Here is an 18,077-nt window from a genome sequence, read left to right on the forward strand (position 1 = left end):
CCGGCTTCGCACGCATAGCGTAAATACGAAGCGGAGATGATACCCGCTCACATCCATGTTCCCAAATAAACAAAGAAATAACGTTATAAACGTTTTCAATCTATATTTTAACATTATTATTCATTAAAATCGATGATTAAAAACTAAAAATCGTCACATAATACTTATTTTTTTTAATTGAGTTTAAAAACATAAGAAAAAAAGCGGCAACACATATGTATTGCCGCAGAATGATCAAATGGAATAAGCAAAGACTATAGTTTAAACTTTTCGACTAATTTTTGTAACTGCCGTCCCATGTCACTTAATTTTTCTGCCGATTCCGTCACTGTGCTCAATGCTTGCAGCTGATCATCAGCTGATGCTGCCACTTCCTCTGTAGCTGCTGCAGATTGCTGAGCGATGGCAGAAATATTTTGCATTGCTTCGATCACAACATCTTTGCTTTCGTTCATCCGGTTTGCTTCATCTGTAATATTAGCAACAGCCGCCGTTAATTCTTCCATCATTGCCGTAATTTTTACAAATGAATCCCCTGTTGTATGGACAGCTTGTTGCTGTTGTTCGTACATATCTTTAGAATAACTAACCGCTTGCATCGCTAGATCGACTTGTTGTTGAATCATAGCGATCGTTTGACGAATTAGCTCTGTTGCTTTTGCTGATTGTTCCGCTAACTTACGCACTTCTTCCGCTACAACGGCAAATCCTTTTCCATGTTCTCCTGCTCTTGCCGCTTCGATGCTGGCATTTAAAGCGAGTAAATTCGTTTGTCCAGAAATAGCGGTAATCGTTTGGATCACTTCATCAATTTGTTTCATTTTTTCTACTAAGTCGTTCATCACTTTTTCAACCGCCAATAGTTCTTTTTTCGCCTCATCCGATTTTAATTGCAGCACATTTAAATTTTCAAGCCCGTTATAACTAGCTTCTTTTGTTTCATTCGATAATGTTTGCATATTTGCCGCCGATTGCGTAACTGTTTCAATCTGCTTCGAAAGCGCTGTAGTTCGTTCATTGATCGTATCTAAATCGCTTGCTTGCTCTGTCGTTCCTTTCGCAATATCGTTAATGGCGCTTGCAACTTGTTCGCTTGTCGCCATTGTTTCCTCAGAAACAGCGCTGAGATGATCAGCGGAAGCCGCTAGTTCTGCTACTGATTCATTGACTTGGTGGATCAGCGCCCGCATTTGTGAAATCATCTGATTAAAATGATTCGCTAATTGTCCGATTTCGTCTTTTGATTTTACTTGAACGTGCACCGTTAAATCGCCTTCCGCCACTTTTTCCACTTGGTGTTGAAGTGCAACTACCGGCTTGACGATGGAGCGGGCGAGAAAATAAATAGCGATGATGCCAATAAGTACAGCCACAATCGTAATGATCATCATTTTTGTGGCAATCGACCGACTGACAGCAAATAAATCTTTCTCTTTATATACGGTGCCAACTTTCCATCCTAGCTCAGGGATAGTCGTAAAATACATAAGGCTCTTTTCGTTTTCAAGCGTATATGTATATAAACCACTTTTATTTTTCAACATATGTTTGACAGCAGCGTTTTTCGACATATCTTTTCCTTTATATTGCGGGTGCACAACGGCAATCCCATTTTGATCAACTAATACTGGATATCCATGATAGCCAACATCAATATTATTTACAATTTTTGCAACTTCATCTAATGTCATATCAATTCCTAGTACAGCAACAACACGACCACCTTCTTTTACCGCCTTGGCCAATGTAATAATATTCTTTCCCGTTATTGCATCGACGTAAGGCTCTGTCCAAACTACTTTGTCCGGATTTTCTTCCGCTTTTTTATACCATGGACGCGATGTTGGATCATAACTGTCAGGCAACTCGGCTGCCGGCGTCGTATACATTTTTTTATCAGCCGTTCCAATATAAGCAAGTTGAACATTTTCGTGGATTTTTAAAAACGTGCGAAATTCTTGGTCAAGCGCTGGCCATGAATGGCGATCTTTGATCATTTTCGCTACAACAGGTGATTCACTAAATTGCAGCAAACTATTTTCCTCGCTTTGAAAACTGTCACGAACATCCCCAACCGCCCTTTTTATAATGGATTGCGCACGTTTTTCAGCATCTTGCTGGATCATTTTTTTCGTTTCAACGACCCCGACAATCTGGGTAGCCACTAATGAAACAATCATTAACAATGCCATTAATACGATGAGTTTCGTCCGCAATGTTTTAAACACAGCCAGTTTCTCCCCTTTATGTATCTCGTTTTTTGTCGAACCTTGTATTATTATAAAAAGGACTATCGTCGTGCGTCTATAGGAGCAAATTCTTATAACAGTATGAAATACGAACGGAAATGGAACAATATAAAACATATCCTGTTTGATAAAAAGGTAGTGAACGATATGGGGGCGATGGAGCGAGATGGCTATATATTCGACATCGAATATAGCGTCATTCATCAAAAAGGAGCATTGCACGTATACCGGGATGGAGTGTTGGTTGATGAATTAACATTCACTTTTGCAGGAGAAAAGCCGAACGAACAACAAATCGAAACATTAATTGATGATTATATGGAAAAACGAGGGATTTATTAACAAAACCGCTGTGGAAAACAGCAGTTTTTCTTGCCGTTCCTGCCATAACTCCTATATGATGTTAAATAATAGATTTATAAAAAAGGAGAATGCCTGGTTATCATCGGCACGCTGATCGTTTATCAGCAACACAATATCTCGAAAAAGTATTGAAAGGGGAACTAAAGGACCCTGTCATTACATTTTTATTGCGTTGCGGCCGTACACCGCTTCAAGTGATTGAAAACTATTTAGAAGATGAAGAGTCGCTAAATTATGCAGTGCTGATGGAATGGCGCAATCCATTCAAACATCATGGATAATTCAAGAAGGATTTACTTGCTGTCATCGCGAATAAGAAAAGGAAGGATTATGGAAAGGAACGACTTCTAATGCAGCCAATTTTCTATGATAACCCGCTAGCTCCTTTGCTTATTCGCAATTATCTTTTTTCATCTATTCCGGAATACGTTGATCACCTTGTCGTTTTATGCATTGGCAGCAATCGCATTAATGGCGACAGTCTAGGACCGTTTGTCGGAACACTTTTATCCGGTCTTTACCCAAAACATATGACTATTATTGGAAATTTAAAACAACCGGTGGATGCGACGAATATAAAAGAAATTGTAAAGCAATTCCCTGCTTCATCTTCGACATATACGCTAGCGATTGATAGTGTTGTTGGCATTTCCGACTACATTCATACCATTGTCGTCCGTAATGGAGCACTCACTCCAGGTTCTGCACTTGACAAAAACCTTCCCTCTGTCGGCGATATTAGCATTATGGGGGTAATGATGGAAGATTGTGAAGACATTGCGACACTTCCATATACGAATTTACATATCGTTTATCAAATGGCAAAAGCAATCGCTTTAGGAATTTCACTTACCGTACGGCAGCGATTTGGATATGAATCAACATCTTCTATTCTTATAAACAATTAGCGGTGGAATGCATTCCACCGCTAATTGATTTATTCTATATGGAATGTTTGTTTCACAAATGCAACTACTTCTTCCGCTGTGCTCATCGAGAGGACGGTTTCTTTAAAGCGCGCCGCTTCTTCTTTTGATAATTTTTTCATTTGCGAACGTGCGCGCAAAATAGAAGTTGCGCTCATACTAAACTCGTCGAGCCCTAAACCGAGCAAAATCGGAATGGCGATCGCATCGCCTGCCATTTCGCCGCACATTCCAGCCCATTTTCCTTCTTTATGCGCAGCATCAATGACGTTGCTAATAAGGCGCAAAATCGCTGGATTGTACGGTTGGTAAAGATATGAAACGCGTTCGTTCATGCGGTCTGCTGCCATCGTATACTGAATTAAGTCATTGGTGCCAATGCTAAAGAAATCTACTTCTTTGGCAAATTGGTCGGCAAGTACAGCTGCCGCCGGAATTTCCACCATCATGCCGACTTCAATATCGTCAGCCACTGGTACACCCTCGCGCTGCAATTTTTCTTTTTCCTCTAAAAGAATCGCCTTCGCTTGACGGAATTCATCAAGCGTTGCAATCATCGGAAACATGATTTTCAAATTGCCATATACGCTCGCTCTCAACAAAGCGCGAAGCTGCGTGCGGAACATGTCCTGCATTTCTAAGCAAAGACGGATGGCACGGAATCCTAAAAACGGGTTCATTTCTTTTGGAAGATCCAAATATGGAAGCTCTTTATCCCCGCCGATGTCAAGCGTACGAACAACAACAGGTTTTCCTTCCATTCGTTCAAGCACTGTTTTATACGCTTCAAACTGTTCTTCCTCTGTTGGCAGTTCAGAACGGCCCATGTACAAAAATTCGGTACGGTATAATCCGATTCCTTCGGCTCCGTTTTCGAGTACTCCTTTGACATCATCTGGTGTACCGATGTTAGCAGCTAGTTCCACATGATACCCATCGCTTGTCACTGTTTTTTCATGTACAAGTTTTGCCCATTCTGCTTTTTGCGCTTCATAGCGAGCGCGTTTTTCTTCATATTGTGCGAGCACCTCATCCGATGGATTGACAATAACCTGTCCATCCAATCCATCGATAATCACAACATCACCATTTTGAACTTCTGCTGTCACTTGCTTCGTACCGACAACAGCTGGAATTTCCATCGATCTCGCCATGATGGCAGAATGGGATGTACGTCCTCCGATATCGGTTGCAAACCCTTTTACGTATTGGCGGTTTAATTGAGCTGTATCGGATGGAGTTAAATCTTCGGCAATAATCACAACTTCTTCGGAAATAAGGCTTGGATTGGAAATCGTAACTCCAAGTAAATGAGCAAGTACACGTTTCGTTACATCGCGAATATCAGCGGCGCGTTCCTTCATATACTCATTATCCATTGCTTCAAACATGGAAATAAACATCGTCGCCGTTTCGTTCAACGCGTATTCCGCGTTCACTTGCTCTGTCTTAATTTTTTCTTTGACTGGATTTAATAATTCTGGATCATTTAATACAAGCAGGTGAGCAGAAAAAATCGCAGCTTTATCTTCCCCTAATTGTTGCAAAGCATGTTGCTTGATGATTTCTAGCTCTTCTGTTGCTTTCGCCACTGCTGCTTCGAAACGTGCAACTTCTGCCTGCGGATCGGAAACAACTTTTTTCTCTACAACAAAATCAGGGGTCTCTAAGCGGTATGCCTTTGCGATGGCAATACCGCTCGATGCAGCAATTCCTTGAATGGTTTTTATCATTATTGTGCAAGACCCTCTTTAGATAATGTTTCCGTTAATGCTGCCATTGCTTCTGCTGCATCTGCCCCTTCCACAGTAATTTTAATCTCAGCGCCTTTTGGAATTCCTAAAGACATAACGCCCATAATCGATTTTAAGTTTACCGTTTTTCCGTTGTATTCTAAATGAATATCGCTGTTGAATTTGCTTGCTGTCTGTACAAGTATAGTTGCTGGACGAGCGTGAATTCCAGATTCTGAAGTTACTGTAAACACTTTTTCAGTCATTGTCGTCATTCCCCTTTTCCTTATTTTTTCGTTTGTCATAATATCAAATAATAGTAACTACATTCAATTAAAAAATCTTTAATCAGAAAATTCGCCTTGTTAACTAATTTCAACGATGCGATCTTCTCCTTTTGTTACTGCACCTTGCTTTTTGACATGAATGCTTTCATTCGGCTGCAAGTTCGTAAAAATAATTGGTGTCACAATAGAAGGAGCATTATTTTTCACATACTCTAAATCAACGCTTAAAATAGGCTGACCTTTTTTCACTTCGTCTCCTTGATTAACATGAGCTTCAAAGCCTTGGCCATTCAATTTGACCGTATCAATACCAAAATGGATTAAAATTTCATGCCCACCAACAGACTCAATACCAATCGCATGTTTTGTCGGGAATACATTCACAATTTTTCCATCAACAGGAGAAACCACTGTTCCGTCTGTTGGCATAATCGCAAAACCGTCACCCATCATTTTTTGTGAAAAGACTTGATCTGGCACTTCAGAAAGTGGAACGATTTCTCCCGAAAGCGGTGAAGCAATTGCCTCCACTTGGGCCGATTCTTTTGTTTCTTGAACCTCTGTTTTTTGCGGCTCTTCCTTCACTCGTGATGGAGCGCGGCCTTCCATAATATCTTTAATTTGTCCTTTTAATATATCGGATTTTGGTCCGAAAATCGCTTGTACATTGTTTCCGACTTCCAAAACGCCCGCTGCGCCTAATGCTTTTAAGCGGTCTTTATCGACTTGTTTAATATCGTTGACCGAAACACGCAAACGTGTAATGCATGCGTCTAAATGAGCAATATTTTCTTTACCGCCAAGCGCCGCCAACACTTCGTATGGAAGATCGTCCGCTTCTGCTTTTACTGTTGACTCTTCTTCTGTCGTTTTTTCACGTCCTGGTGTTGCTAAATCCCATTTGCGGATCGCAAAGCGGAATCCGAAGTAATAGATGACCGCAAATGCTAATCCGACTGGAATGACAAGCCACCATGCTGTCCGGTTCGGCAATACACCGAATAGCAAGAAGTCAATAACCCCACCGGAGAAAGTCATCCCAATTTTTACATTTAATAAATGCATAATCATAAAAGACAATCCTGCAAAAATCGTATGGATGGCAATAACGCTGGTGCAACGAATAAGAAAGAGAATTCAATTGGTTCCGTAATCCCTGTTAAAAACGAAGTTAAAGCGGCGGAACCCATAATACCAGCTACCACTTTTTTGTTTTCCGGACGCGCTTCATGATAAATCGCAAGCGCCGCTGCCGGAAGACCGAACATCATAAATGGGAATTTTCCTGTCATAAATGTTCCCGCAGTTAATGCCACTCCGTCTTTTAATTGTTCGAAAAAGATTTTTTGATCGCCACGCACTACTTGTCCGGCCTTATTGACATATTCGCCAAATTCAAACCAGAATGGCGCGTAGAAAATATGATGCAATCCAAACGGAATAAGCGCACGCTCAATGACCCCGAAAATAAACGCAGCTAATGTCTTATTAGCATCAATCATATTATGGGAAAACGCATTTAAACCATGCTGAATCGGCGGCCATACCCATGTCATAACAATTCCAAGCAATACCGCAGATGCCGCTGTAATAATCGGAACAAAACGTTTTCCCGCAAAAAAGCCAAGATACTGCGGCAATTCAATGTTGAAATACTTATTATACATATAAGCAGCCAATATACCGACAATAATACCGCCAAATACACCAGTTTGCAACGTCGGAATTCCTAATATATTCGCAAATGCAGGATTGTCGCCGACCATATCTGGCGTAACGCCTAATATCACGCTCATGGTGATATTCATAATTAAATAACCAATAATTGCAGCAAGCCCGGCAACCCCGTCACCTCCTGCCAGTCCAATCGCCACCCCAACCGCAAAGAGGAGCGAAAGGTTCGAAAACACAATGCCGCCTGCTTGTTCCATCACATTGGAAACAAGCACGACCCAATCTGCTTTTAAGGCAGGAATTCTATCCGTTAAAGCCGGGTTTTTTAAGGCATTACCAAAAGCAAGCAAAATTCCTGCCGCCGGTAAAATCGCCACTGGCAACATAAGCGCTTTACCGACTTTTTGCAGCGTACCAAATGCTCTTTTCATTTTCATTCCCTCCTTTTTCTTCTGTATATAAGTTTTGCAACAAACGTTACGTTCATGTACGACAGATGAGAAATTGTTTTGCGGTTTTCTTGAAAAAGCATACGTCAGACGTCAGACTTATTTACAACATGCCAATAAAAACGAAAGGCATGAGCAAAGAAAGACAAAAATAGAACGCTTACAACAAGAGGAATAGTGACTCCTCTTGCCTGCCCTATTTTGTCTTCTTTACTCATGCCTGATCGAATCAGTAACACGTAAAGCGAGACAAATTTATTCTATTGTCTCTGTTTCCTTTTTAGCAAGTCTTTGCAGATGCATTGTCAAATAAACCGCTTCTGCGTCGTCTACTGGCATTTGTAACGTTTGTTGCATCACTTTTATTAATTTCCATGCAGTATTATAGCATAGTGGATACGCTTCTTTCAAGATTTTCGACAATTTTTTTGGTTCTTCGACTTTTTCTCCTTTTTTTATGCGTTCAATTGCGTAACGCAAATGACGGACAAACCGCAAATAAGGAATGCTGTTGCGGTCAATCTTGATATTAAGCTGCTGTTCGACAATTTGAATGAGTTTGGTAATTAATTGTGAATGCTGATTTATTTCAGAAAGGCTTTGTTTCGAAATTGCGCTGTGAATATGTAGCGCGATAAATCCAGCTTCTCCTTCCGGAAGCTCGACTCCTAATTTTCGGTTAATCATGTCGACAACTTCACATGCAATTTCATATTCTAGCGGATATAAGCTTTTCGTTTCCACTAAAAACGGATTTTTTAAATCAAGGCCTTGCCTTAATCGCTTTAGCGTAAACGAAATGTGATCAGTAAGTGCAACGTGAATATGTTCATTTAACGGAGCGTTGACTCGCTGTTTAATGTGCTGGATTACTTCGTTCATCAGCCCGATAAATTCTTCGTCAAGCTCCGGCAGCAATTTCTTATACTGTTCTTGTTCCCGCTCATTTTTTAAAATGAACCATTTTTCAACGGCACTTTGTTCAATATAATCCCCTTTTTTCTTTCCAAATCCAATCCCTTTTCCGAGCAGCACTACTTCATCATACGTTGGATGTGAAGCAATTAACACGTTATTATTTAGCACTTTTTCCACACGAAAGGCCTCTTCCACAAAGCCCCACTCCCTTAATAAAACGTTTGCAATATTATCATCTTACGCAACGATCTCTCAATCGTCAATGAATAAATATGGATTTTTTCTTAACAACGAAATGTGAGTATATTCATTTTTCTCCCCCTATAATGAAAAGCATGTTACAATTGGGAAGGAAAGGTGGGAACAACATTGATTAAACTGATTGTCAGCGATTTGGACGGAACGCTGCTTGGATTGGATAACCACGTTAAAAAAGAAGATAAACTCGCCATTCAATTAGCAGTGGAACAAGGAATGGATTTTGCAATTGCATCCGGCCGAATGGATAATGAAATTTTAGAAGTGTTGCAAGAATTGGAACAAAAAGCGCATCGTATTAGTCAAAATGGGGCGTTCATTTACACAAAAACGAATTTGCCGCTTCATGCAACTACTTTTTCTCCGCAGCTAGCACAACAAATTTATCGGCAAGCAAAGGAATTGGAAGCGATTGTACTTGTTTGCAATGAAAATACATATTTTATTGAAGAAACGAACGAAAATACAGCGGAAATAGAAAAACGTCTATTTTATGGGCTATATGAATGTCCAAACATCCTTGATTCCATCGGCAAAGATATTCATCCATCGAAAATTACTGTATTAGCAGCAAATGAACAAATTGTCGAATTCGAACAAAAAATAACGCGTCAGTTTGGCAATCACATCGATACGTTTATTTCAGAACCGAACTGTCTTGATATTATGCCAAAAAACATTAGCAAAGGAAATGCGGTTCGCACTTTAATGGAACATCTTCGCCTGCAGCCGAATGAAATCGCTTGTTTCGGCGATGCGTTTAACGATACTCCAATGTTTCGTCTAACCCCTTACAGCTTTGCCATGTCTCATGCTCATCCTAATGTAAAAAAAGAAGCACAATATGTGATCAATTCAGTAAGTGAAGGGATACACATGATTCTTAAAGACATTCCTACACCAAATATGATGCAATAAGAGCTGGCTCACTAAAAAACGCCAGCTCTTTTTTCATATTTTTCCCTATTTAGATTCATACTATGAGTAGTCGTGCAAACAGGAGGTTTACTATGCCATATATTGTAGAAGATGGCGTTCGTCTTTACTATGAAGAGATGGGAAGCGGTACACCAATTTTATTCATTCATCCACCTGGAATGGGTCATATCGTTTTCCGTCATCAACAATCTTTATCAAGCCACTTCCGCATCATCATGTATGATATGCGCGGCAATGGGAAAAGCAGTCCGTCGAATCGTCCGATTACGATTCCGCTGCTAGCTGATGATATTTGCCGCTTACTCAATACACTTGACGTAAAGCAAGCGATTATTTGCGGCTATTCTAGCGGTGGATCCATTGCGTTAGAATTTGCCTTACGCTATATTGAAAACGCACGCCATCAAATTCCAACCAAACATCACTGCGAATTAAACGGGATTTTGAAGACATACTGTATAACGTAAAATGGAAGAAGGGAGGAAAAACAATGTCAAAAAAAGGGCGGCAAAATAAAGTAAGCCAAGAAGTAGCTAACCCAACCGTTTCTAAAGCAGAGGCGGAGATGGCAAAAGATAGTGTTGATACGGCAAAACAAGCGAAAAAAAATCGTTCGTGAAAGAACAAAGGAGGCACATCATTCGCCTCCTTCATTTTTGTTACGCCGCCTGTATAGCGGCTTGCTTTCGCATGAAAATCGCCTTTAATAACGGAGGTACGCATTGCTACAAGAACTACTACACAAAAACAGTAAATAAATCAGGCGACAACAGCTTTGTCTTCAATCCAATTCCAGCAATAATCAGTGTTGCTTCACTACGGGAAACCATTCCGGCGACAACAGAAAGTAAACCATTCCAAGAAAACCTAGCGAATTTTGCTCCCAACGCGGCACCGGCCAGTTTTGTTAATACGGCCAAGCACTTAATCCAATCATTAGCTAAATATGCCAGAGTGCGCCAAAAAATTCGACGGCTCCCACGATAAAAAAATTGACAAAAACAAAAGATAAATTTACGATGATAACAAACTATTTTAGTTACAAAAAGTTAGTTAATTATCCTTTTAAATCGCATAATAAAATGGAGGGAACAACATGGGAAATGCTATTCATACACCCGCAAAAGACTTTTTTACTGTCATTAACGAGCGGCAATCCACACGAAAATACGACCCGAATGTTTCTATAAGTAAGGAAGAATTGCGAGAAATCATTGAATTGGCGGGAAAAGCACCGTCAGCATGGAATTTGCAGCACTGGCATTTTGTTATTATTCATGGAAAAGAAGCGCAACAACGTTTATATCCAATTGCCTATCACCAACAACAAATTGTCGACGCTTCTGCTGTCATTGCCGTATTAGGTGATTTAGAAGCAAATAGAAACACCGATGCAGTATATGATCCGTTAGTAAATGAGGGGGTAATGTCTACAGAAATAAAAGAAAGAATTGCACAACAAATTGAAGCAGCGTACAAAAATAAAGAATACGTTCGTGACGCAGCATTTAGCAACGCCTCGCTTGCAGCCATGCAGCTTATGCTAGCTGCGACGGCAAAAGGATGGGCAACTTGCCCAATCGGCGGTTTCAACGCTGAACAATTTAAACAAGAATTTCATATTTCTGACCGCTATATTCCAGTTATGCTCATTACAATCGGAAAAAGCATCGCCCCCGCCCGCCGTACAACACGGTTGCCTATTGAAGCAATTACTACTTGGGTAGAACGATAATTCGGACGCCTGCTTTGTTCAGCAGAAATGAAAAAAGATGACCAATGTCGTTTGGTCATCTTTTTTCATAAGCTGGAAAAGACAAATGCACGGTTGTCCCTTTGCCAACTTCGCTCTCTATTTCGATCGTTCCTTTATGTTCCTGCACGATTTTCGTGCTTGTTGTTAATCCAAGTCCCATTCCTTTTTCTTTTAATGTAAAAAACGGTTCACCAATTTTTTGAAGCCGTTCTTTGGAAATACCGATACCTGTATCAGAAATCGTAATATGGATTGTTTGATTTTCCTTCCATACCCGCAGATGAATCGTTCCTCCATCCGGCATTGCTTCAATGGAATTTTTCATAATATTAATAAAAACTTGAATAATTTGGTTTTTATCCCCATAAATACATGCTTGTGGTATGTTGTTTTCTAACGATATATAAACATTGTTTAATGTTGCTTCATGTCCAATTAAATTGACCACATATCCAATCACATCGCTAAGAAAAAACGGTTTATAATCATGGCTTTGCGGTTTCGCCAACACTAAAAGCTCACTAACAATTTGATTAATCCGCTCCAATTCACTCAATACAATGTTAATATATGTGTCGTTCACTTGCCGGGTTTCTTGCATGACTTGTATAAACCCCTTCATCGATGTTAATGGGTTGCGAATTTCATGAGCGATCCCTGCGGCAAGTTCTCCTAACACAGATAACTTTTCTTTTTTTAGAAGCAATGCTTCCGCCAGCTTTTGCTGGGTAATATCGCGGCCAATCGTTAGCAATCCTTTTCGTGCTCCGTTTTCCTCAAAAAGCGGAACTTTAATGACATCAAATGTTTTGGTTTCACCATCAGGAGTTTGAAATGATTCTTCACTGCGAGTTAATGTTCCTTTTTCCCAAGTTTTTTATCCGATTCGATACAGCCTTGAAATGCCTCTTTAAAAAACGGAACGATTTCACCAAGTTCGCGATCTGTTTTCCCTTTATACTCCACGTTCTCTAAATGGTAAAGCCGTCGTCCAAAATCGTTTACGCGCAGCCAACGGCCTTCACTATCCTTAAAACAAACAAAATCAGGCATAGAGTTAATCAACGTAGAAAGCTGTTGCTCATTCTCTGCCGTTTTTTGCAACTGTTCGCTCTTTTTTAACATCTTATAAAGAAAAATAGCAGAAAGAAGAATAAAAACTCCGCCTTTTGCCGTACTAATCATTAAATACATATCGCGGTGAAAATGAAAGAAATGAAGTATGATATCGGTTACTATAATCCAACATACGCTAAATAATAAATAAAACATAATAATCTTCGATTTTGTGAACACGTATCATCGAACTCCTAACTTGCGGAATCATATTGAAAAAGCGGCGAAGCTAAAAAGAGCCCCACCGCCTTCTCATCCGCTGTGGTTTTACTATAATCATTTACATTTCGTGCACCCAATATAACAATTTATTTACAAGCATTTCTACATGTTCTTTTGGAACTGCTTTTGCCAATGATGATACTAACCGTTCTTTTAATGTTTCTGTTTCTTCTTCATAGCGGATCAAAAACGACCACTCAAGATCAGGAATGGCTACCACAATATATTCTTCTTTTTTATTTTCGTAAATGTAAACATTTATGGGCGTCCGTTCATCAAATAATACTGCTTTGCGAATTTTCATCTTGATCCCCCATCCTTTATAGCATCTTACATTTCGTATATTTTAACAAATATTTTTCGAACATCGGTTGGAACAAAACGAGTTTCGAGTCCTTTTTCCCTCAACGCTAAAGCGAGTTTCTCTCCTGCTTCTTCCGCAATATCAGCAATCACGACATTCGCTCCTTTTTCCGCAAACATCGTAACAATGGACTTGCCAATTCCATTTGCTCCACCAGTTACAATAACCACTTTTCTTGAAAAATTCATCGTTTTTCAGCCTTTCTCTTCGTTTTTTCTAACAAAAGTATACCATCAAAACTGTTTATAGTTATCTATTTTCTTCATCAAAAAAAGACCGCAGTAACATAGCGGTCTTTTTGGATGTTTACCGATATGGAACATAAGGAGCTGAGAAAAATGGACTGTATGGCGCCGCTCCACCGTAGTAAGGAGCTGGTGTATAATACGCTGTCGGCCCTGGCATTATTGGACCGCACATAGGAAATGGAACGGTTGGAGCCATCCCTGCGACCGGAAACATTGGAGACGGTGCAAACGTTCCTTGAGTCAGCATCGTCATTGGTGCAACAGAATCAGGATCTTCACTCATTGGATCTGTATCCCCCATCGTCGGGTTCGGTGCATTTTCCATCCCAAGCGGCATCGTTTGTGGTGCCATATCCGGGCCATCAAAACCGTCATCTGCAAACGATGGCATTGGCATTGCTTCTGCCATCGGATACGGACAGCACCAGGTCACAGGAGGACAGCCGCACATTGATGGAAAAGGATAGACAGCAATTGGCATTGGTGCAACAGGCATTTGCGCAGCAGGCATTTGTACAGGTGGCATTGGCACATTCTCCATTGGTGCAGCTGGCATTTGTGCATTTTGCGGTGCATTGTTTTCTGGCCACTGCATGTTGTTCTCTACTCTTTCTTCTTCATTATGATTATGGTCCTGTTCATAAAAAAATGGATCATCCTTATACGAATTCCAGTGACTCATATTCCTCTCCCCTTCATTTTTTCATTAAGGTATGATTATGATACATACCCATCCATATTTTATGTGAAAACAAGCAAAGGGTGTTTGCCTTAAAAAAAATGGGTATTTATCCTAAAACACTATTGCGGTACCATAATATTTGTGACAACATTCATCGGTTGAGGTGAACAAACGGTGGATGAAAAATTAGCCGCTAAACTTCTCGATGAATTGCGCAATGGAACAATTTCAGAACTACTAGTAAAAAAAGAAGATTTTCTCACGTTTCGCAACGTTCTTGTAAAACAAAATGATTTTAAACATTTCCGTGGCATTGCTCAGCGAGGAGGAAACGTCATTTACCATTATCTCGAAAAACCTCGAAGCTAATCAATTAACGCCGATTTTCCAGTGCGAAAATCGGCGTTTTTTCTGTGCCGAAAAAATTTCCATACCCCCTATGAAACTAGCAATATCAACGGAAAACGCAATTTTCCAACATTTAGATGATGATAGAATCAAAAATCCTTGTTACTCTAGTAGCGAGTTAACAAGAAGGAGGGAATTTTATGAAAAAGATAAGGAAGTGGATGCTAGCATCCATTTTTTGTAGTGCATTTTTATTTGGAGGCCATGCTGCTAGTGCAGCTACAACTCATACAGTAAAACCTGGAGAAACGCTTTGGAACATTGCAAAACAATACGGCGTACCATTAAAACAGCTACAAAAACAAAATGATAAGTATACAGATCTATTATTTCCTGGTGAAAAGTTAGTTATTCCTAAAACAACGATTTCTGCAAGTGAAAAAGATTTATTAGCCCGTCTCGTTCACGCAGAAGCAAAAGGGGAACCATATGCAGGAAAAGTAGCCGTAGCAACTGTCGTGTTGAATCGAGTCGATCATCCTGATTTCCCAAATACGATTCGCGATGTTATTTATGAGCGCTCTGGCGGCCATTATGCATTCACGCCGGTACAAAATGGAACGATTAATCAACCGGCAGACCGTGAATCACGTCGCGCCGTTGAAGAAGCACTTGCTTTTCGCGGTTTAGGAAATGGTTCAGTGTACTTCTATAATCCAAAAACGGCGAAAAGCAAATGGCTGCGCTCTAAGCAGGTCACCATTGTCATTGGAAATCACGTATTTGCCAAGTAAGAAAGGAGCTTTGTCACAAGCTCCTTTCTTTATTAAGAAATGATAAAAAAAGAGACAAAGCCCCCTTTACTTAAAAAAGAAAATAAGGCAAACTATAACAAACACAGTAAATAAATAAAAAAGGAGAATGAATATGAAAAAAGCAAAAGTTGGCGACATTATCGAGTTTAAAAACGGATTGCGCGGAATCGTTGAAAAAGTCAATGAAAATTCTGTCATCGTTGATTTAACGTATATGGAAAATTATAGAGAATTGGATTTACAAGAACGGACCGTCGTCAATCATAAAAATTACAAAATTATTGAGTAAAAACGAAAACAGAGGCTGTTCTTTCACTTAGAACAGCCTCTGACTGTTTTATATAAAGATGCGCATTTTAGCGGTTATCTACTTTTTCCGGATATAAATCATGGTTCATTAAGCGATATTCCGCCATTTTTTCATACTTCGTTCCTGGACGTCCCCAGTTGCAATACGGATCGATCGAAATGCCGCCGCGCGGCGTGAATTTCCCCCATACTTCAATGTAGCGCGGCTCCATCACTTTAATTAAATCGTTCATAATAATATTGACGCAATCCTCATGGAAATCGCCGTGGTTGCGGAAGCTGAATAAATACAGCTTCAGCGATTTGCTTTCGACGCATTTTTTATCGGGAATGTAGCTAATGTAAATCGTCGCGAAGTCGGTTGTCCGGTTTTTGGACACAAGCTCGTAAACTCCGGACAATTGAACTTCACGAAATAATCGCGGTCAGGATGTTTGTTTTCGAATACTTCCAGCACCTCTGGGCTGTATTCGAATAAATATTTCGTCCCTTGGTTTCCTAATAGCGTAAGATCTTTTAACTCTTCTTCTTTTCTTCCTGCCATCGTTTTTTCTCCTTTCCTAAATTCATATTTACACGCCGCGCTTGTTCCCCCACAACAGGGTGTGCAGCTGCGGCAAGACGCGCACGTCGTTCAGCTCGTTCGACTGCGCCACTTTTTCCACGAGCCACTCCAGCCTTGCCAAAAGCTGCGTGCGCAGCGCCGCATCATCCGCTTCTGCTAGATCGGCATTGCCGACTTGCAAATAAAACGGGATGTCCGGGTAGCGTCGGTGCACCTTTTTCGCATAGTCGAAATCGATTTCATCGAACACGACGACCTTTAAGCTCATATGAGACGCCCTTCCCGCACCCGCCAACTTTCCCACAATGTGATCGAGCATGGCAAAATCGGTATCCATCCCTGAACTTGGCGGTTTTGGCGAAATGGTTATATCATCGATATGATACAGCCAATCTTGCCAGCGGCTTCCTTGTGTTTCGACCGCAATGCGGATTCCTTTATTTTTTAATAATACTACAAGCTCTTCAAGCGCTTGAATGAGAACTGGATTTCCTCCCGAGATCGTCACATGGCTGAAGCGGTCACCGCCGAGTTCATACAGCCGTTCCCAAATTTGCTCCGCCGTCATTTGTCGGATTTCCTCTTTTGCCGACCCATCCCATGTAAAAGCGGAATCGCACCAGCGGCAGCGGTAGTCGCAGCCGGCGGTGCGGACGAACATCGTCTTTTGCCCGATCACCATTCCCTCCCCTTGGATCGTCGGTCCGAAAATTTCAAGCACGGGAATTTTTTTTGCCATGATCATTTCCCCGCTTTCGGCCGATAAACAACATAGCTTGTCGGCGTTTCCCGCACGAACACTTGCAAACACTTTGGCTTGTTTGGCATTGTATCAAGATACGCTTGCACCGTTTCATAGATTTTTCGAGCGATGACCTCGCTTGTCGGAAAATCGTTGCTGTTTTGATCATTGAACCAATCTTGATGTTCGTTCATTAACGAATGATCCAGTTTCCCATGAATAAGCTTTTTCAACTCTTGAAAATTTACTAAAAAACCTGCATCGTCGAGTTCATCCCCCGCCACCGTAATGTTCACGGTGTATATATGTCCATGCATGTTTGCGCATTTTCCCGCTTTCTCATGAGGAATAAAATGCGCGGCAGCAATATGCATATCTTTATTCAATTCGTATCGGTAATTGTGAAATACTTGCGGATAAAGTTGATGTATCATAATTGATTTGCCCCCTCCTTTTCTTTCATATACTCTTCAAGCCCGCGTCTTCGCAACACACAAGCCGGGCATTCCCCGCAGCCGTCAGCAATGATGCCGTTATAGCAAGTTAATGTTTTCGTCCTCACAAAATCAAACGCGCCGAGCTCATCGGCGAGCTTCCACGTCTTCGCTTTCGTCAGCCACATCAGTGGCGTATGAATGACAAATTGGTAATCCATCGCTAAATTCAACGTTACATTCAATGACTTAATAAATATATCGCGGCAATCCGGATAGCCGCTAAAATCCGTTTCACATACGCCTGTTACGAGATGACGCGCTCCTTTTTGTTTTGCAAGCACCGCGGCAAACGACAAAAACAATAAATTTCGCCCATCGACAAACGTCGATGGCAATTGCCCTTCATTTTGTTCAATGGCAATATCACTCCGCGTAAGCGCATTTGGCGCTAATTGATTTAATAGCGACATATCCAATACCGTATGTGGAACACCAAGTTCCTTCGCAATGGAAGCTGCCACTTCAATTTCCAGGCGATGACGCTGTCCGTAATCAAACGTCACCGCTTCTACCTCGTCAAATTGCTTTAGCGCCCAAAATAAACATGTCGTGCTATCTTGGCCGCCGCTAAAGACGACAATCGCTTTTTCCTTTTTCATTTTTCGATGCACTCCCTT

19 protein-coding genes and 5 pseudogenes are annotated in these 18,077 nt (G+C 40.8%); 10 read left to right on the forward strand and 14 right to left on the reverse strand.

Annotated features, from left to right (window positions below; all coding sequences use genetic code 11):
* Nucleotides 1-254 precede the first annotated feature (254 nt).
* Complete coding sequence (locus NXM86_RS13310; protein ID WP_498958141.1) at nucleotides 255-2,228, reverse strand: methyl-accepting chemotaxis protein; 1,974 nt, start codon at nucleotides 2,226-2,228, stop codon at nucleotides 255-257.
* A 168-nt stretch (nucleotides 2,229-2,396) separates the two neighbouring features.
* On the opposite strand from NXM86_RS13310, the gene NXM86_RS13315 reads away from it, so the two are divergent.
* The 3 genes and pseudogenes from NXM86_RS13315 to yyaC all read left to right on the forward strand — a co-directional run bounded on the left by NXM86_RS13315 (nucleotide 2,397) and on the right by yyaC (nucleotide 3,520).
* Complete coding sequence (locus NXM86_RS13315) at nucleotides 2,397-2,591, forward strand: YbxH family protein (RefSeq protein WP_062677478.1); 195 nt, start codon at nucleotides 2,397-2,399, stop codon at nucleotides 2,589-2,591.
* 86 nt (nucleotides 2,592-2,677) lie between these two features.
* Nucleotides 2,678-2,893 (forward strand): annotated as a pseudogene (locus NXM86_RS13320) (GNAT family N-acetyltransferase); the annotation flags it as partial.
* A gap of 69 nt (nucleotides 2,894-2,962) precedes the next feature.
* Nucleotides 2,963-3,520 (forward strand): spore protease YyaC, encoded by a 558-nt coding sequence (yyaC, locus tag NXM86_RS13325; protein WP_081189164.1) that lies wholly within the window; start codon nucleotides 2,963-2,965, stop codon nucleotides 3,518-3,520.
* A gap of 29 nt (nucleotides 3,521-3,549) precedes the next feature.
* Here the strand turns inward: yyaC and ptsP are convergent, their stop codons facing one another.
* From ptsP to glcT, 4 genes and pseudogenes are all read right to left on the reverse strand, one after another.
* Nucleotides 3,550-5,271, reverse strand: coding sequence for a phosphoenolpyruvate--protein phosphotransferase (gene ptsP / locus NXM86_RS13330; RefSeq protein WP_015863258.1), 1,722 nt, complete (start codon nucleotides 5,269-5,271; stop codon nucleotides 3,550-3,552).
* Nucleotides 5,271-5,537, reverse strand: a complete 267-nt coding sequence (locus tag NXM86_RS13335) for a phosphocarrier protein HPr (protein ID WP_041269604.1) — start codon at nucleotides 5,535-5,537, stop codon at nucleotides 5,271-5,273. The genes ptsP and NXM86_RS13335 overlap by 1 nt, the downstream gene beginning before the upstream one ends.
* A 99-nt stretch (nucleotides 5,538-5,636) precedes the next feature.
* Nucleotides 5,637-7,663, reverse strand: a pseudogene (gene ptsG, locus NXM86_RS13340) (glucose-specific PTS transporter subunit IIBC).
* Between the two features lie 273 nt (nucleotides 7,664-7,936).
* The gene (glcT, locus tag NXM86_RS13345) at nucleotides 7,937-8,794 is read right to left on the reverse strand and encodes a glucose PTS transporter transcription antiterminator GlcT (RefSeq protein WP_015863255.1); all 858 of its coding nucleotides are present in this window, start codon (nucleotides 8,792-8,794) and stop codon (nucleotides 7,937-7,939) included.
* Between the two features lie 174 nt (nucleotides 8,795-8,968).
* On the opposite strand from glcT, the gene NXM86_RS13350 reads away from it, so the two are divergent.
* The 3 genes from NXM86_RS13350 (at nucleotide 8,969) to NXM86_RS13360 (ending at nucleotide 10,415) form a co-directional block, all read left to right on the forward strand.
* Nucleotides 8,969-9,775 carry a Cof-type HAD-IIB family hydrolase gene (locus NXM86_RS13350; protein ID WP_015863254.1) on the forward strand — a complete coding sequence of 269 codons (807 nt, stop codon included), beginning with the start codon at nucleotides 8,969-8,971 and terminating at the stop codon, nucleotides 9,773-9,775.
* Nucleotides 9,776-9,867: 92 nt separating this feature from the next.
* On the forward strand, nucleotides 9,868-10,263 hold the full coding sequence (locus NXM86_RS13355) for an alpha/beta fold hydrolase (RefSeq protein ID WP_498958142.1): 396 nt from the start codon (nucleotides 9,868-9,870) through the stop codon (nucleotides 10,261-10,263).
* 23 nt (nucleotides 10,264-10,286) lie between these two features.
* Nucleotides 10,287-10,415: a hypothetical protein gene (locus NXM86_RS13360; protein ID WP_015863252.1), complete on the forward strand. Its 129-nt coding sequence runs from the start codon at nucleotides 10,287-10,289 to the stop codon at nucleotides 10,413-10,415.
* A 40-nt stretch (nucleotides 10,416-10,455) separates the two neighbouring features.
* Here NXM86_RS13360 and NXM86_RS13365 read toward each other — a convergent pair.
* Nucleotides 10,456-10,716, reverse strand: a pseudogene (locus tag NXM86_RS13365) (cation:proton antiporter domain-containing protein); the annotation flags it as partial.
* Nucleotides 10,717-10,892: 176 nt separating this feature from the next.
* On the opposite strand from NXM86_RS13365, the gene NXM86_RS13370 reads away from it, so the two are divergent.
* Complete coding sequence (locus NXM86_RS13370) at nucleotides 10,893-11,531, forward strand: nitroreductase family protein (protein ID WP_015863251.1); 639 nt, start codon at nucleotides 10,893-10,895, stop codon at nucleotides 11,529-11,531.
* A 55-nt stretch (nucleotides 11,532-11,586) separates the two neighbouring features.
* Here NXM86_RS13370 and NXM86_RS13375 read toward each other — a convergent pair.
* The 4 genes and pseudogenes from NXM86_RS13375 to NXM86_RS13390 all read right to left on the reverse strand — a co-directional run bounded on the left by NXM86_RS13375 (nucleotide 11,587) and on the right by NXM86_RS13390 (nucleotide 14,184).
* A pseudogene (locus tag NXM86_RS13375) lies at nucleotides 11,587-12,848 on the reverse strand (ATP-binding protein).
* A 100-nt stretch (nucleotides 12,849-12,948) separates the two neighbouring features.
* Complete coding sequence (locus NXM86_RS13380) at nucleotides 12,949-13,194, reverse strand: YueH family protein (protein WP_498958143.1); 246 nt, start codon at nucleotides 13,192-13,194, stop codon at nucleotides 12,949-12,951.
* A gap of 26 nt (nucleotides 13,195-13,220) precedes the next feature.
* Nucleotides 13,221-13,442 (reverse strand): SDR family NAD(P)-dependent oxidoreductase, encoded by a 222-nt coding sequence (locus NXM86_RS13385; RefSeq protein ID WP_041269601.1) that lies wholly within the window; start codon nucleotides 13,440-13,442, stop codon nucleotides 13,221-13,223.
* 118 nt (nucleotides 13,443-13,560) lie between these two features.
* Nucleotides 13,561-14,184 (reverse strand): hypothetical protein, encoded by a 624-nt coding sequence (locus tag NXM86_RS13390; protein ID WP_498958145.1) that lies wholly within the window; start codon nucleotides 14,182-14,184, stop codon nucleotides 13,561-13,563.
* A 174-nt stretch (nucleotides 14,185-14,358) separates the two neighbouring features.
* Here NXM86_RS13390 and ykzS point away from each other — a divergent pair, with 174 nt between their 5' ends.
* The 3 genes from ykzS to NXM86_RS13405 all read left to right on the forward strand — a co-directional run bounded on the left by ykzS (nucleotide 14,359) and on the right by NXM86_RS13405 (nucleotide 15,636).
* Entirely contained in the window at nucleotides 14,359-14,553 is a 195-nt protein-coding gene (gene ykzS / locus NXM86_RS13395) for a protein YkzS (RefSeq protein WP_012749563.1), read from the forward strand.
* 179 nt (nucleotides 14,554-14,732) lie between these two features.
* A complete protein-coding gene (locus NXM86_RS13400; protein WP_062677465.1) occupies nucleotides 14,733-15,326 on the forward strand; it encodes a cell wall hydrolase in 594 nt (197 codons plus the stop codon).
* 133 nt (nucleotides 15,327-15,459) lie between these two features.
* Complete coding sequence (locus NXM86_RS13405; protein ID WP_012749561.1) at nucleotides 15,460-15,636, forward strand: YkvS family protein; 177 nt, start codon at nucleotides 15,460-15,462, stop codon at nucleotides 15,634-15,636.
* Nucleotides 15,637-15,703: 67 nt separating this feature from the next.
* Here NXM86_RS13405 and queF read toward each other — a convergent pair.
* The 4 genes and pseudogenes from queF to queC form a co-directional block, all read right to left on the reverse strand.
* Nucleotides 15,704-16,200 (reverse strand): annotated as a pseudogene (gene queF, locus NXM86_RS13410) (preQ(1) synthase).
* Between the two features lie 28 nt (nucleotides 16,201-16,228).
* A complete protein-coding gene (gene queE / locus NXM86_RS13415; RefSeq protein WP_041269599.1) occupies nucleotides 16,229-16,960 on the reverse strand; it encodes a 7-carboxy-7-deazaguanine synthase QueE in 732 nt (243 codons plus the stop codon).
* Between the two features lie 2 nt (nucleotides 16,961-16,962).
* On the reverse strand, nucleotides 16,963-17,397 hold the full coding sequence (gene queD / locus NXM86_RS13420) for a 6-carboxytetrahydropterin synthase QueD (protein ID WP_012749559.1): 435 nt from the start codon (nucleotides 17,395-17,397) through the stop codon (nucleotides 16,963-16,965).
* On the reverse strand, nucleotides 17,394-18,059 hold the full coding sequence (gene queC / locus NXM86_RS13425; RefSeq protein WP_012749558.1) for a 7-cyano-7-deazaguanine synthase QueC: 666 nt from the start codon (nucleotides 18,057-18,059) through the stop codon (nucleotides 17,394-17,396). The genes queD and queC overlap by 4 nt, the downstream gene beginning before the upstream one ends.
* Nucleotides 18,060-18,077 lie beyond the last annotated feature (18 nt).

The organism is Geobacillus sp. CX412, assembly GCF_027942335.1.
GTDB lineage: Bacteria > Bacillota > Bacilli > Bacillales > Anoxybacillaceae > Parageobacillus_B > Parageobacillus_B toebii.

Coding starts and splice junctions, on each gene's coding strand:
- queE (WP_041269599.1), bottom strand. CDS start 16,960: ATGGCAAAAAAAATTCCCGTGCTTGAAATTTTCGGACCGACGATCCAA.
- yyaC (WP_081189164.1), top strand. CDS start 2,963: ATGCAGCCAATTTTCTATGATAACCCGCTAGCTCCTTTGCTTATTCGC.
- NXM86_RS13315 (WP_062677478.1), top strand. CDS start 2,397: ATGGGGGCGATGGAGCGAGATGGCTATATATTCGACATCGAATATAGC.
- queD (WP_012749559.1), bottom strand. CDS start 17,397: ATGATACATCAACTTTATCCGCAAGTATTTCACAATTACCGATACGAA.
- NXM86_RS13400 (WP_062677465.1), top strand. CDS start 14,733: ATGAAAAAGATAAGGAAGTGGATGCTAGCATCCATTTTTTGTAGTGCA.
- ptsP (WP_015863258.1), bottom strand. CDS start 5,271: ATGATAAAAACCATTCAAGGAATTGCTGCATCGAGCGGTATTGCCATC.
- NXM86_RS13360 (WP_015863252.1), top strand. CDS start 10,287: ATGTCAAAAAAAGGGCGGCAAAATAAAGTAAGCCAAGAAGTAGCTAAC.
- NXM86_RS13380 (WP_498958143.1), bottom strand. CDS start 13,194: ATGAAAATTCGCAAAGCAGTATTATTTGATGAACGGACGCCCATAAAT.
- NXM86_RS13335 (WP_041269604.1), bottom strand. CDS start 5,537: ATGACTGAAAAAGTGTTTACAGTAACTTCAGAATCTGGAATTCACGCT.
- NXM86_RS13355 (WP_498958142.1), top strand. CDS start 9,868: ATGCCATATATTGTAGAAGATGGCGTTCGTCTTTACTATGAAGAGATG.
- NXM86_RS13370 (WP_015863251.1), top strand. CDS start 10,893: ATGGGAAATGCTATTCATACACCCGCAAAAGACTTTTTTACTGTCATT.
- NXM86_RS13405 (WP_012749561.1), top strand. CDS start 15,460: ATGAAAAAAGCAAAAGTTGGCGACATTATCGAGTTTAAAAACGGATTG.
- queC (WP_012749558.1), bottom strand. CDS start 18,059: ATGAAAAAGGAAAAAGCGATTGTCGTCTTTAGCGGCGGCCAAGATAGC.
- NXM86_RS13390 (WP_498958145.1), bottom strand. CDS start 14,184: ATGAGTCACTGGAATTCGTATAAGGATGATCCATTTTTTTATGAACAG.
- NXM86_RS13385 (WP_041269601.1), bottom strand. CDS start 13,442: ATGAATTTTTCAAGAAAAGTGGTTATTGTAACTGGTGGAGCAAATGGA.